Raw genomic sequence first — 14,257 nt, 5'->3', positions numbered from 1 at the left:
GGAATGTTTCAATGACTTCGCAACTCGAACGGAATTTTGTGGAAATGACTAGCAGGATGACAAAAAATGAAGCACAAGAAGAGGCTAATCGTTGTCTGTACTGCTATGACGCACCTTGCATTACAGCTTGTCCGACAAGTATTCAAATACCGAATTTCATCAAGAAAATTGCTTCCAGTAATATGAAAGGTTCGGCCATGACGATTATGGAGGCCAACCCGATTGGTGCAAGCTGTGCGCGAGTATGCCCGACCGAGGAATTATGTGAAGGTGCATGTGTGTTAAATTCCTCGACAAAGCCTATTAAAATAGGGCACTTGCAACGTTATGCAACAGATTGGGCGATGGAATCAGACGTCGAGCTATTTAAAAAAGGTCAATCAAATGGACAAAAGGTAGCGATCGTTGGCGCTGGTCCAGCTGGTTTATCGGCAGCACGTGAGCTTAGTCGCTTTGGCTATAGTGTCACAATTTTTGAAGCAGAAGCAAAGGCGGGTGGCTTGGGCAACTACGGCATCGTGTCATTCCGATTACCGAATGATGTAGTGGATTGGGAAGTGGCGCAAGTTGTAAAGCTTGGTGTTGACATTAAAACAAACACAACAGTAGGCGTGGATATTTCTGCTGCAGAAATTTTAGCGCAATATGACAGTGTTATTTTAGCGGTTGGTATGGGGGCCGTGCCTAATCTTGGCATTAAAGGTGAGGAACTAGCTGGCGTTCATGATGCCATTGAGTTTGTAAAGCACACGAAAATGGGTGCGCTGACAGAAGACTTAATCGGTAAACGTGTTGCGGTCATCGGTGCTGGTAACACAGCTATCGATGGTGCAACCTGTGCTGTGCGACTAGGTGCGGAGCAGGTAGACATTCTCTATAGAAGAACAGAAAAAGAGATGACTGCCTATCAGTTTGAATATGAATTTGCCAAGCAGGATGGCGTGGGATTTAAGTGGCTGACAGCGCCGAAACAAATTATCGGTGATGAGGCAGGGAAAGTAGTGGGACTTGAATGCGTCAAGATGAAACTTGGAGAGGCGGGTGTAGACGGCAGGCAACGACCTGAAGTAATCAAAGGGTCTGAGTTTGTTATAGAGGTGGACGCGGTCATTAAAGCAATTGGACAAACGCGCTTTGTCTCACTCATTGAAGCGTTTGGATTACAACATACGAATGGAGTAGTAGACATTGACGAAACGACTATGCAAACATCGAATGACAAAGTGTTTGCTTGTGGAGATGTCGTGTTTGGTAATGGCCAAGGGGAAGCAATGGTGGTAACAGCTGCACAGCAAGGTAAAGATGCTGCTTACATCATTCATGAGCGTTTAAGAAAACCGAGCGAGATCGCATAGGGGGGATGGAGCATGGCGGACTTACGAATTGACTTAGCGGGGATTAAATCACCGAATCCATTTTGGTTAGCATCTGCACCACCGACTAATTCGGGCTATCAAGTGCAACGTGCATTTGAAGCGGGCTGGGGTGGCGCAGTCTGGAAAACATTGGGTGAACCAATTTTAAATGTTTCATCGCGCTTTGCGGCTGTCAGCTTTAACGGACAGAGAGTAGCGGGCTTTAATAATATTGAGCTCATTACAGATCGTCCGTTAGAGGTTAATTTACAGGAAATTCTTGAAACGAAAAAAAGGTTTCCTAATCATGCCATTATCGCTTCATTAATGGTAGAGCCACAGCAGGAAAAGTGGCATGAGATTGTTAAAAAAGTAGAAGCTGTCGGGGTTGATGGTCTTGAGCTTAATTTTGGTTGTCCACATGGGATGGCAGAACGAGGAATGGGGGCTGCTTCTGGTCAAGTCCCTGAATTGGTTGAAAAGCAAACGCACTGGGCGAAGGAAGTTGCACGTACACCTGTTATCGTCAAGTTAACGCCAAACATTACGGATATTACGATGACGGCGGAAGCGGCAGTGCGTGGCGGGGCAGATGCCGTTAGTATGATTAATACGATTAACAGCTTAGCGGGTGTCGATTTAGATTCATGGAATACGGTTCCACATGTTGGTGGGAAGGGGGCACATGGCGGATATTGTGGGCCTGCTGTCAAACCGATTGCACTAAATATGGTCGCAGAATGTGCGCGAAATCCTTTCGTCAATGTACCAATTTCAGGCATTGGTGGGATTTCAAATTGGCAGGATGCTGCGGAATTTCTGCTGATGGGTGCAACAGGCGTACAAGTTTGTACTGCAGCGATGCACCACGGGTTTAGTATTGTCGAAGATATGATTGACGGACTTAATAATTATCTGGATGAGAAGGGCATTGCCTCGGTGATGGATATTGTCGGTCAGTCGGTACAACGTTATTCTAACTGGGGTGACTTAGATTTAAACTACAAAGTTGTTGCTGAAATTAATAATGATGTCTGTATTAATTGCAATAAATGCCATATTGCGTGTGAAGATACGTCACATCAATGTATTGACATGTACACAGAGAGTGGTCGTCCGATGCTAAAGGTGCGTGAAGAAGATTGTGTAGGCTGTAATTTATGTTCGATTGTGTGCCCAGTAGACGGTGCGATTTCGATGGTCGAAAGAATGTCCTCTATTGCGCCAATGACTTGGAACGACCGTCAATCACTAATCAGCAGTTTTGCTCGTTAAAAAGTAAAGTTCACCAGTAGTGGAATATGCTCTCAAGTACAGATTTTGGTGTAGAGCCATAAAAAGAGGTCAATTGTTTGTTTGCAGGTAAGAAAGTATACGTTTTTAGACTTGGAGCAGTGTCTAGACTGAAGCGCCTAGCCGCTCGAGTCGCTTCAGTCCTAAGTTAAAGGGGCAAAGAGCGCCTTTATCTTAAGGTCATCCAGTGCTCTTCGGGTCTATCAAGGCGCCTTCCGCTATTCATTGTTAACTGGAAATCTACTATAGGGGAGAGACATGAATGGCGAATGGTGGGGATTATTTAAAATCACCAGATTTACTTCCAGTTACACATCAAAAAAGAAGTATCGGGACATTTGGTTTTGCAGTGATTTGGGTAGGCATGGCCATCGTTTTAGCCGCCTTTGCAATTGGTGGATCTGCTATTATAAGTTTGCCATTGCCGATGGTGATTTTAGCGACAATGATAGGTTCTGTTTTAATCGGCGTATTTATGACATTAATCGGTGATATTGGTATTGAGCACGGCTTGTCCTTCCCGGTTTATATGCGTGCCCCCTTTGGTACAATTGGCACGCATATACCATCGCTCGTTCGTGGGGTGACAGCGGCTTGTTGGTTCGGTCTTAACACCTATTTTGGTGCAATGGCCATCAATGGGATTTTGAATTTATTATTCGACTTTAATAATTGGTTTTTATGTTTCCTTATTTTTGCGGCATTGCAGTTAATTAACACATCGCTTGGCATTAAATCCATTGAGCGCTTTGCGGATTTTGCGGCGCCGGTTATTATTTTAATATCGTGCTGGATGTACTATACGCTTGCTGATAAAGCAACGGCACAAGGGAAAGACGTGTGGGCATGGGTGGAATCACCAACGACAGGGATGGCAGCTTTTACTGCTTTCATGGTCGTGATGATGGCGAACATGGGATTCTGGGCAACGTTAGCAGCTGATATGCCAACACTATCACGTTTCTTTAAAGCGCCAAAAAATGAGCGCAATTGGTTCAAACGCAATAAAACACAGTTAGTTGGTTCTTTAATCGTGATGCCGATTACCAACACATTTATCGTAGCCATTGGTGCAGTATGTTATATGGCCGTGGCATCTGCTGATCCGATAAATGCCTTGCAGCAAAGTGCAAGTGGAATTGCGTTAGGAATTTTATTGCTGATGATTGTGTTAGCGCAATGGTCGACAAATACGTCCGCAAACGTGATTCCTGCGGCCACGATTTTCTCAAACATTGGTGGACCCAGAGTACCGTTCTGGGCTGGGGTTATCATTGCGGGAATTATTGGGATTTTAGCACAGCCGTGGAGCTTATTTGGCGTCTTAGTCAATGCGCTATTAATCATTGGTGGTATTTTAACAGCAATTGTGGGGATATTATTCGCCGATTATTATTTAATCCGTAAACGTCGTGTGAACGTAAAAGATCTGTACGAGTTAGACGGCCAATATAAGTATATGAATGGCTTTAACTTAGCGGGGCTAATCGCTTGGGTGATTGGTGGTGTCTTAGCGAATATGTTCCCAACGTATTCTTCATTGGTGGGCTTTTTCGTGGGGGCACTCGTGTACTATGTCTTGGCGAAATATTGGTGGTTTAAAAAGTACCCGCAAGCCGAACTAGACGATCCTAGTGACGCCAAGTATTTAGGTATTACAGTTGGTCACGATTGGGACGATATTGTCGTGCAAGAAATCGAAGCAAAAGGTGAAGAATAAGAAAAGCGAGGTGTGTGTATGTCTGATCATTTACTAAGCATGGATGAAATGAAAAAAGTAGATGACTATTTAGATAGGGGCTTTAAAGTCCATTATGTGTATGAAAATTTAAGCGGGATGTTTGTCGAGTTTGAACGGCAGGAAGAAGTTCGGTTGCAGATTCTGACCGCCGACGCGCGTAAATATCTCGCGGCAAAGCTCCAAGAACAAACGCAGTTGTAAGAAGGCATGTCAATTTAATATGATGCGGTTAAAACTCTATTCTATTACTTACTAGAATAGAGTTTTAAAGTTGTACAATGATCTTCATTAGCAAAGGGGGGCCAATATGAAGGTATAAACTTTGTGGAAAATGTAGGACGTTGCAACCAAGAAAGAGGAAGTTCACCAATAAGTTTTGGTTCACTTCCTCTTTTGTTAAACATTTCATACACGTGATGGGATAGGAGTGTATTCATTCATTTCTTCTTTAAGTCTTGGATTTCCTTTATAATACTTTGTTTAGCCTTTTTTTTATCCTCTTCCAGTTCTTGAATACCTTCCATTTCTTTCTGATATTGCTCTTCTACGTCACTAGTCGCTGGGATAAAAGGCTCGTTATTGTAGTCGGTTCGTTTACCATGCCGTAGCATTTCATAAATGATCATTCCGTTATTCGGCTTACCGTTTACAGTTATCATGGGAATGGCGTCAAAAAGTACATAATAGAACGCATAGAAAATAAATCGCTCCCAAAATGTTCTATACTCGTGAAGCATCCCATTGGCTAGAAGTGCATTTATAGTAACAGCAAATACAAGATTGGAAAGAATCGGTCCCAAGTAAACACATATATATGCAAAATTATTTTTTCTTTTCAATGAGTCATAGGAAAACCAACTATACACATGATAATATTTTCGCACATCAAAGAATCCGATTTTGAAAATCCGAGGACCTGATCCAATGGTCAACCTTGGGTTCTTAACACCGAAAATGCCACTGACAATAAAATAACCAGACTCCCTCAGAAAAATGACAAGAGGTAAGATGATAAATGCTGAAGTAATCAATGACAGTAAATCTTTGAGTCCAAACATATATATATCCCCTTCTGTAAAATAAGCTTCACAACTTGTGATACCCGCAGAAGGAAGAGCTGAACCCTTTATGTTGAAAAACGAAGTGTCTGGAAGGGATTGGTATAGAGGTTGGTTTTAGGTAGTTTTTGCTAGACTAGCACTTAGAAGTGAGGGCTCAACATAAAAGCATTTTCATAGGTGAATATAGTTAGAGAAAATGAACTACAGATTTTAGATACGGAATTAGAACAGGAATTCGTACGCTACTTTTGACTGAAGTATTTCCAAATTGGCTAATAACTGTAGTTGATTGCAATGACCAATTCCAGGATATTTTGAAAAAACAACGCCTAAAAAAATGGGGAGACAGAGTGCGTACGCCCCATTAACCCCATCTCTCCCCGTTAACTGAAGCCGAAAGAAGGGTATAGATTCTCCCTCAAAAGGCTATTCTAGGGACAAAGATACAAATGAGGTGAGTCTACTGTTTTACAAAAAGTCCAAAAAATCTTCCAAGGAAAAACAGGCAAGAGTTGTGGCTGAAAAAAACACAGAAGAAATACAAATACAGATATCAACTTCTGGTGATATTTTTATTCAGTCGATAAAAGATGCTACTCACAATTCATCTGATTTAATCACTAAATCGATATTACCGAATCTTACGCTCATTTATATAGAGAACCTAGTGGATGTCCCGACGTTAAATAATCATATCCTTAAGGACTTGTTGAAGCATACAAATGAATCACCAGAAAATATAATATCCACCCTGACAATAGCGCAGGTGAAAATGGCTAATGAAATAGGAGAAGCAGTAATTGCAATGATGGATGGAACGGTACTCATTCATGTTGAAGGCTACTCGCAAATTGTAATGGCTAATATCTCCACTAATGAATCACGGGCATTATCAGCACCGGAAAATGAATCCCAGGTAATCGGTGCCCAAGTTGGGTTTACTGAAAGTCTTTCAACAAATGTTTCCTTGATTCGAAGGTATATTAAAAATCCAAACCTTTGCAATGAAGGATTAGAAATTGGAAAACAATCGAAGACAACGATTGCGATGTTATACATTAAAGGCGTTGCTTCCGATGAAATGGTGAACACGCTAAGACAAAGGATTGCCGACCTTAATGTTGATTCGGTATTAGATAGCTCGATTCTTGAGCAACTGATAGATGACAACTCATTATCGATTTTTCCGCAAATGTTACTAACAGAAAGGCCGGATAAGCTTTGTGCTGAACTTTTGAATGGTAAATTGGGCGTTATCGTGGATGGAAGTTCCCTTGCAATCGTTTGCCCACACTCATTTCTTGAGTTCTTCCAAAGTCAGGAAGATCAAAATCTACGATGGCAGATAGCTACATTCACCCGGTTATTAAGATTTAGTGCAGTCGTCTTATCTGTTTTTTTATCCCCTTTATATGTAGCAGCATTGACATTTCATTATGAAGTAATTCCGCAATCGCTTTTAGTCCCGCTAAGTGAATCAAGGGCATTGGTTCCTTTCCCTCCTTTATTTGAAGCCCTACTTTTAGAACTCATTATTGAGCTACTTAGAGAAGCTGGAGTTAGATTACCGTCGAAGGTTGGTCAAACCATTGGTATTGTTGGCGGTATTGTCATTGGAACTGCAGCCGTACAAGCAGGGATTACGAGTAATATTTTAATTATCATTGTCGCCTTAGGGGCATTGGCATCCTTCACAACACCAAGTTACATGATGGGTAATGTCATCAGAATCATTCGATTTCCGTTAATTGTATTAGCAGGACTTTGGGGATTTTACGGCATTATGCTGGGGCTTTGTTTTATCCTAATCCACCTTTTGCGTCAAACAAGCCTAGGTTCGCCGTATACAGCGCCTTTTTATCCTCCTCGCATGCTTGATTGGCGGGATAGTCTTATTAGATTACCGTTGCCATTTACATTTAAGCGACCTTCAAATACAAGACCGGAAGATGAGGACAAATATAAACCCGAACCCATAAATCCTGAAAAAAGTGAACAGAAGGTGAAATGAGTGAAAAACTCTATACAACTTAGCCCTAAGGATACGATTAACGCTTTTCTACTTTTTTTCATCATTCATACTGCTCAAATAGGAATCGGGATACAAGGATTTCAACGGATTATATACCAGGATGCAAAACATGATGCATGGATTTCTGTACTACTTGCAGGTCTCGCCACGCATATTATCGCAATTTTCATGCTTAAAACGTTGGAAATATACGGTTCAAATGATTTATACGGTATTCATCAAGATGTATTTGGTAAATGGATAGGGAATTTATTAAATATCATTTATATTTTTTATTGTTCAGGTGCCTTTTTCTCTGTTTTGAGAAACTATATTGAGGTCGTTCAAACATGGGTTTTTCCAGATTTGAATACTTGGTTTTTTGCAGCTTCATTGCTGCTAATCGTGATTTATACGTTTACGGGCGGTCTACGGGTAATTGTGGGCGTTTCTTTTTTTAGTTTTGTACTTTCCATATGGCTTTTCCCCATGTTGGCTTATCCAATGAAATATATGGAATTGAGAAGTCTTCTTCCTATTTTAGAGGCCGATATGAGCGGAATACTGAAAGGTGTAAAGTCCATGACCTTTACAATTGTTGGCTTTGAAATATTATATGTGATTTATCCCTTTGTAAAGGATAAAAAGAATGCAAAAAAACATATTCATCTTGGTTTGCTCATGACGACCTTGATTTACCTTGCCATCATGTTGGTTACGCTAACGTATTTCAGCGGAGAACAATTAACTAAAACAATTTGGGCGACTTTGTCTCTGTTTAGTATTGTTAAATTTCCGTTCATTGAACGATTTGAGTATATAGCGGTTTGTTTTTGGATGTTGATTATTTTGCCGAATCTTTGTCTATTTCTATGGGCCGCTTTTCGCGGAACCAGACGACTAGTAAAGGTAAGTGCGAATAAATTTGTCTGGGTATTCTCGTTAATCATATTCATTGCAAGTTTAATACTTAAAACTCGACCTCAAATAAATACATTTAATAATTACTTTAGCCAGGTGGCATTTTATATTGTTTTTGTTTATCCTATCATCTTGTATGTCTTAGCAGTGGCGAAAAGGAAATTTAAATCACGTAAGGAGCAAATAGAATGAAAAAATTTCGTTATTTTTTACTACTGCTATTTCTTTGCATAGCTTTGGTAGGATGTGCAGAAACAAAACTCCTTGAAAAGGTAGGTTTAGTCACTTTAATTGGCTATGATTTGGGGAAAGAGGAAAGCGTGGAGACTACAGCAGTTGTTCGCCAAGTGAGCACTGAGTTAGAAAGTAAAGTTGCAGTTATTACTGCTGAAAACGAAACAAGTCAAGGGACACGTGCAAAAATCAATCGCAGAGCAGCTGAAAAAATAATGAACGGACAATTGAGGGGAGTTTTATTCGGTGATGAATTTGCCAAAGGCGGCATTGGTCATTATATTGATAACTTGTTGAAAAATCCTGCAATGAGTGGGGATGTTATTATGGCAGTTGTTGAAGGTCACACGAAACCCTTACTGGAATACCAATACCCAGATATAGAAGACATTGGGGAACATATTTATAAGCTGTTAGAGCAAAATGTTAAAAGTGAGCAAGTGGTTTTATCCACTCTTCATGAAGTAGCCAAAGACTATTATTTCATGGGTAAGGACATAGCGATGCCTATTATAAGAAGAGATGAGGAGCTTATAGAGATTTCTGGAATCGCATTATTTAAAAAGGACAAAATGATAGGTGAAATTTCTGTTGATGATAGCTTCTATATAAAGTTAAGTCGAGATGATTATCACGCTGGAGTATATGAATTAAAAATAAAAGGCGATGATTTGCCTTCATCTGTAATGAAGAATCCCCCCGATGAAATTAACTTGGTATTCGATCCGATTAAAACGCATAAAGATGTGAAGGTAGTCAATGCCACAACGCCCGAATTTGACTTACACCTCACAGTGCAAGCCAGATTATTAGAAATAAAACCAAATGTTAATACAGGGAAAATCAAAAATACGGAAGCACTTGAAAAAGCCATTAGCAATAGTCTGTCAAGTGAAATTTCAAGGGTAATTGCCTACTGCCAAAAACTTGGATCGGATGTTTTTGGCTATGGTGAGTTTTACAGAAGCTCTGTACGTCATTCTGAATTGACGGAAGAGAAATGGGATGAGTTGTACAAGGAAATGAAAGTTAACGTCCATGTTGACTTTACACTGCTTAGAAGTGGAGTCTTTGAATGATTAGTACTCACCTTATTTTGACTGTTTACCTGTCATGACAGACAGGAAGTTGTGGAAAAATGTCTCGTAGTCCAAGTCAAATGCAATGCGGTGATTTTTTTCGTTGTCATAAAATTGGTCACCTGGCCGTATATCAGCAATACTTTGTCCCCTTGTAATTCCTTCCAATTGCTGACCGATTTCGATAGGGTGCGAATTGAACGTAAACATTTCAGGGTGTATGACCGCCATAAGTGTAAGCGCGTCATGCACGGGGCTTCCTTGAAGAGTTGGATCCCTTTCTTGATAAAATTCGGTGTAAAAGTCCATTAACGACTTAAAGATTGCGGTTTTTCCAAAGTGATCAATATAATCGACCATTTCAGGTGTGACAATTGCTTTTTGTGTTGCGTTTAAAGGGATTATTGTGACATTATTGGCATAAGAAAGGACGATTTTCACCGCTACAGGATCTGCATGAAAGTTTGCTTCCGCGACAGGTGTTACATTTCCAGGTACCCCAAATGCTCCCCCCATAATATAAAATTCCTTCACGTTGCCCATTAATTCTTTATAAAGAATTAACAATGTAGCAAGTGAAGTCAGGCGACCAATATTTACGATAATCAGCTCATCCTTATACATTTTAATTATATTTACAATCTCCAGGAAGTTTTCTATCACGAATTCATAGTCATCCGGTACTATGGGTCCGAGACCATGTACGCCATGGATTTCCGGATAGTAGGTGGGGAGTTCGGCAGTCAGCGGCATTTCTGCACCACTTATGACTGGAATGTTATTGGGGAAATTAAATAGGTTAAACAAATAGCGAATATTTGACATTGCATCTTCTCTTGATACATTCCCATAATCGGCTACCACTCCGACGATATCAATCTCGTCATTAAAGTGGGCGTAGATAAGGGCCACTGTGTCATCTATTCCAATATCACCAAATAAAAGAACTTTTTTTGCCAATAGAATACCCCTCTTTCAGTGTAATTATTTACTGAACTGAAAAAACTGTGCTCAATTTGTGTATTACCAAAGTATGTGTCGCAGGAAAGTTCTTATCCACATGGGATTTCAGTTAAATCCATTTATACAATATTATGGTGAAATGGCCGGGTATATCACACTGACCTGATGGTTCAAATATCGTGTTAAAATGTGGCGTAAGTTTTGAGTGATGCTTGAAATACACGCGCATCTAAACGACAAAAATCTATGATAAAGAACTGAGAATGTTGGTGTAGGTACGCTGTCGGTCACTGTATACGACACTTATGGGAAACACATTAGTGCACCCTGCATAGGTAGCGAAAAACTAAGGGAGTTACCAACGTGTGGAAAGGGTATACTAAATTAACAGAAGAAGACACTACGAGGGACTACCTGATGGATAGGTATACCGTGATTTATGTTTTATATAAAAAAATCAGGCAAACAGACGAAAGGAAGATAGAAGATACGATGACAAATCGAAAAGAACTAATAGAATCAGGCTGGAATTTAGATAATAGTTATGCTCGTCTGCCGAAAACATTTTTTACCAACCTCAGCCCTAACCCTGTACAGTCACCGAAATTGATCATTTTCAATGATTCCTTGGCAACTTCCTTAGGATTGGATGTCCATGAGTTGCAAAGCGAAGATGGAGTGGCGGTGCTTGCTGGGAATCGAATTCCTGAAGGCGCTTTGCCACTTGCTCAAGCGTATGCGGGCCATCAATTTGGGCACTTTGCGATGTTAGGGGACGGCCGGGCTATGTTAATTGGCGAACAAATAACCCCTTTAGGTGAACGGTTTGATATTCAGCTTAAGGGTTCGGGCCGAACACCCTATTCCCGCGGGGGAGATGGTCGCGCGGCACTTGGACCAATGTTACGCGAATACATCATCAGTGAAGCCATGCATGCGCTTGGTATTCCTACTACTCGAAGTCTAGCAGTAGTGACAACCGGTGAATTTATCATCCGTGAAACCGATCTTCCAGGTGCCATTATGACTCGTGTGGCCGTCAGTCATCTACGCTTCGGAACCTTTCAATACGCTGCAAAATGGGGAACGGATGAGGAACTACAAGTTTTGGCCGACTACGCACTACAGCGCCATTTTCCTGAAGTTGAAACTGATGAAAGGCGCTATCTTGCGTTGCTTCAGGGAGTGATTAAGCGTCAGGCGGCCTTGGTTGCACAATGGCAACTGGTTGGTTTTATCCATGGAGTAATGAATACCGATAACATGACGATAAGTGGGGAGACCATCGATTATGGTCCGTGTGCCTTCATGGATACTTATGACCCAACAACGGTCTTCAGTTCCATTGACATTCAAGGTCGCTACTCTTACGGCAATCAGCCGAATATCGTCGGGTGGAATCTTGCGCGATTTGCTGAAACCCTAATACCATTACTGCATGAAGATTATGCAGAGGGTGCCAAACTGGCGCAAGATGCCATTTCCGATTTCCCTGAGCACTATCATGCGAATTGGCTCGCGGGAATGAGAGCGAAACTAGGACTATTTAACGAAGAGAAACAGGATGAATCCCTTATTGAAGACCTTCTTCGACTAATGCAGAAGCATCGCGCTGACTTTACCAATACTTTTCGCGCGTTAACGTATGATAATTTAGAAGATAATGTCCTTTTTGGGACTCCGGAATTTACCAACTGGTATGCACTGTGGCAGTCAAGACTAGGCAGACAGCAAGAGTCAAAGATCAGCTCACAGCAGTTAATGCGGGATAGTAATCCTGTACTAATCCCACGGAACCATCGGGTAGAAGCTGCACTAGAAGCCGCGGTGAACCAAGGTGATTACAGTGTGATGGAAAGGCTATTAGAAGTTCTATCAAATCCGTATGCGTACACGCCTGGGAAGGATGATTATTCCACACTTCCCGCGCAATCAACAAGGCCTTACCAAACATTTTGTGGGACTTAATAAATGGCTTTTCATGGTTTGCTAGCAGTACAAAATAATGCTACCTTATGTATTGGGTAGCATTATTTTAGTTTAGGGATGACTATACTTAATCATAAAAAACGGGGTCAAATAATTATAAATGAGGTTACTTATATGAGTGAAAGAAGTTTTGAGGATTATAATTTAAGCGATGAAATAACAAGAGCACTTGCCTTGTTGAAATATGAAAGGCCAACGGAGGTTCAAAGTGAAGTCATGCCGAGAACACTGGAAAATCAGGATCTCATCGTGAAATCTCAAACAGGCAGTGGCAAGACGGCATCTTTTGGTATCCCTCTTTGCGAAATGATTGATTGGGAGAAGGAAAATCCACAGGCATTAATTCTTACACCGACTCGAGAGCTTGCTGTTCAAATTCAAGAGGATGTAACAGCTATTGGGCGTTTTAAAAGAATTAAAGCCCTAGCGGTTTACGGCAAAGAATCCTTTAGTAAACAAGAGGAAGAGTTGGAACAAAAAACGCATATAGTAGTCGGTACACCTGGACGTGTGATGGACCATATTGAAAGAGGAACGTTTCGTGTAGATGAAATAAAATACTTGGTTATAGATGAAGCTGATGAAATGTTGACCATGGGCTTTGTTGCCCAAGTAGAAGCTATCATACAAAAACTTCCGCCTACTAGAGTAACGATGGTATTTTCCGCTACGTTGCCTAAAAAGGTTGAGAATCTTTGCCATACCTATATGAAAAAACCTATTTCTATTCAAATCGCTTCTACGGGAGTCACGACGAGTGCAATTGAACATAGCGTAATTGAAGTGAAAGAAGCAGGGAAAATGGCGTTGCTGAAAAACATTACTGTTGTTGAAAACCCAGATAGCTGTATTATCTTCTGCAGAACTAAGGGGCGTGTAGACACTGTGTTTGCAGAATTGGAAAGGTCTAACTATTCTTGTGAAAAGATCCATGGTGGAATTGTACAGGAGGACCGATTTGCGGTTATGGAAGGCTTCAAAATGGGGAATTTTCGTTATCTTGTGGCGACCGATGTAGCTGCAAGGGGAATTGATGTAGCTAAAATAACACTTGTCATCAACTTTGACGTTCCCATGGAAAAAGAGAGCTATGTTCATCGAACTGGCAGAACCGGTCGTGCTGGTAATAAAGGAAAAGCAATTACGTTTGCAACTCCAAATGACAGCAAACTCCTTAAAGCAATTGAAGCATACATTGGCTTTGAGATACCTGTTTTGAAAGCGCCGACGCAGCAGAAAGTAGCTGTTGGAAAAAATGCTTTCGATGAAAAAGTCAGTGGTCGTCAGAAAACCAAAAATACTATACATGTGCAACCAAACAAGGATGTCATGAAACTCCATTTCAATGGTGGAAAAAAGAAGAAGCTTCGAGCCGTAGACTTTGTTGGCACGATTGCGAAGATAGCTGGAGTAACAGCAGATGATATCGGTATAATTACCATTCAGGATGAGTTGACTTATGTTGATATTCTGAATGACAAAGGTTCATTAGTTATGCAGGCAATGAAAGAAACGACAATCAAAGGAAAGAAATTAAAAGTTAGCAAGGCTAAAAGCATTTGAAGCTGCAATCCGCAAATATAAGTCGGCGAATGAATTGTTTGTTTTTG

Annotated in this window: 11 protein-coding genes; 9 read left to right on the top strand and 2 right to left on the bottom strand. The window is 40.9% G+C overall.

Translation table 11 applies throughout. The features are described from left to right. Positions 1-11 precede the first annotated feature (11 nt). The 4 genes from MKX62_RS22490 (at position 12) to MKX62_RS22475 (ending at position 4,590) form a co-directional block, all read left to right on the top strand. Entirely contained in the window at positions 12-1,355 is a 1,344-nt protein-coding gene (locus MKX62_RS22490) for an NAD(P)-dependent oxidoreductase (protein WP_231885681.1), read from the top strand. A gap of 12 nt (positions 1,356-1,367) precedes the next feature. After that, on the top strand, positions 1,368-2,630 hold the full coding sequence (preA, locus tag MKX62_RS22485) for an NAD-dependent dihydropyrimidine dehydrogenase subunit PreA (protein ID WP_338656140.1): 1,263 nt from the start codon (positions 1,368-1,370) through the stop codon (positions 2,628-2,630). A 280-nt stretch (positions 2,631-2,910) separates the two neighbouring features. Then, a complete protein-coding gene (locus MKX62_RS22480) occupies positions 2,911-4,368 on the top strand; it encodes an NCS1 family transporter (protein WP_067210723.1) in 1,458 nt (485 codons plus the stop codon). 18 nt (positions 4,369-4,386) lie between these two features. Continuing rightward, on the top strand, positions 4,387-4,590 hold the full coding sequence (locus MKX62_RS22475) for a hypothetical protein (protein WP_067210720.1): 204 nt from the start codon (positions 4,387-4,389) through the stop codon (positions 4,588-4,590). Between the two features lie 236 nt (positions 4,591-4,826). Here the strand turns inward: MKX62_RS22475 and MKX62_RS22470 are convergent, their stop codons facing one another. After that, on the bottom strand, positions 4,827-5,447 hold the full coding sequence (locus tag MKX62_RS22470) for a hypothetical protein (protein ID WP_067210719.1): 621 nt from the start codon (positions 5,445-5,447) through the stop codon (positions 4,827-4,829). 517 nt (positions 5,448-5,964) lie between these two features. Here MKX62_RS22470 and MKX62_RS22465 point away from each other — a divergent pair. From MKX62_RS22465 to MKX62_RS22455, 3 genes are read left to right on the top strand one after another with little or no spacing between them, the layout of a single operon-like run. Continuing rightward, positions 5,965-7,461, top strand: coding sequence for a spore germination protein (locus tag MKX62_RS22465; protein ID WP_338656146.1), 1,497 nt, complete (start codon positions 5,965-5,967; stop codon positions 7,459-7,461). Then, complete coding sequence (locus MKX62_RS22460; RefSeq protein WP_340742393.1) at positions 7,462-8,574, top strand: GerAB/ArcD/ProY family transporter; 1,113 nt, start codon at positions 7,462-7,464, stop codon at positions 8,572-8,574. It begins immediately after the preceding gene. Continuing rightward, the gene (locus MKX62_RS22455) at positions 8,571-9,695 is read left to right on the top strand and encodes a Ger(x)C family spore germination protein (RefSeq protein WP_338656150.1); all 1,125 of its coding nucleotides are present in this window, start codon (positions 8,571-8,573) and stop codon (positions 9,693-9,695) included. Before MKX62_RS22460 ends, MKX62_RS22455 begins: the two co-directional genes overlap by 4 nt. Before the next feature lie 12 nt (positions 9,696-9,707). On the opposite strand, the gene MKX62_RS22450 is transcribed toward MKX62_RS22455, so the two are convergent. Beyond that, positions 9,708-10,655: a nucleoside hydrolase gene (locus MKX62_RS22450; protein ID WP_340742392.1), complete on the bottom strand. Its 948-nt coding sequence runs from the start codon at positions 10,653-10,655 to the stop codon at positions 9,708-9,710. A 495-nt stretch (positions 10,656-11,150) separates the two neighbouring features. Here MKX62_RS22450 and MKX62_RS22445 point away from each other — a divergent pair, with 495 nt between their 5' ends. Next, positions 11,151-12,626 (top strand): protein adenylyltransferase SelO, encoded by a 1,476-nt coding sequence (locus MKX62_RS22445; protein WP_340742625.1) that lies wholly within the window; start codon positions 11,151-11,153, stop codon positions 12,624-12,626. A gap of 135 nt (positions 12,627-12,761) precedes the next feature. Further along, entirely contained in the window at positions 12,762-14,210 is a 1,449-nt protein-coding gene (locus MKX62_RS22440) for a DEAD/DEAH box helicase (RefSeq protein WP_340742391.1), read from the top strand. Positions 14,211-14,257 lie beyond the last annotated feature (47 nt).

It is taken from the genome of Sporosarcina sp. FSL K6-5500, from assembly GCF_038005665.1.
GTDB lineage: Bacteria > Bacillota > Bacilli > Bacillales_A > Planococcaceae > Sporosarcina > Sporosarcina psychrophila.
Note: the sequence above shows the minus strand (reverse complement) of the source record. Positions and strands in the feature narration are given on the sequence as shown.

Coding starts and splice junctions, on each gene's coding strand:
- MKX62_RS22470 (WP_067210719.1), bottom strand. CDS start 5,447: ATGTTTGGACTCAAAGATTTACTGTCATTGATTACTTCAGCATTTATC.
- MKX62_RS22490 (WP_231885681.1), top strand. CDS start 12: ATGACTTCGCAACTCGAACGGAATTTTGTGGAAATGACTAGCAGGATG.
- MKX62_RS22480 (WP_067210723.1), top strand. CDS start 2,911: ATGGCGAATGGTGGGGATTATTTAAAATCACCAGATTTACTTCCAGTT.
- MKX62_RS22455 (WP_338656150.1), top strand. CDS start 8,571: ATGAAAAAATTTCGTTATTTTTTACTACTGCTATTTCTTTGCATAGCT.
- MKX62_RS22475 (WP_067210720.1), top strand. CDS start 4,387: ATGTCTGATCATTTACTAAGCATGGATGAAATGAAAAAAGTAGATGAC.
- MKX62_RS22440 (WP_340742391.1), top strand. CDS start 12,762: ATGAGTGAAAGAAGTTTTGAGGATTATAATTTAAGCGATGAAATAACA.
- MKX62_RS22445 (WP_340742625.1), top strand. CDS start 11,151: ATGACAAATCGAAAAGAACTAATAGAATCAGGCTGGAATTTAGATAAT.
- preA (WP_338656140.1), top strand. CDS start 1,368: ATGGCGGACTTACGAATTGACTTAGCGGGGATTAAATCACCGAATCCA.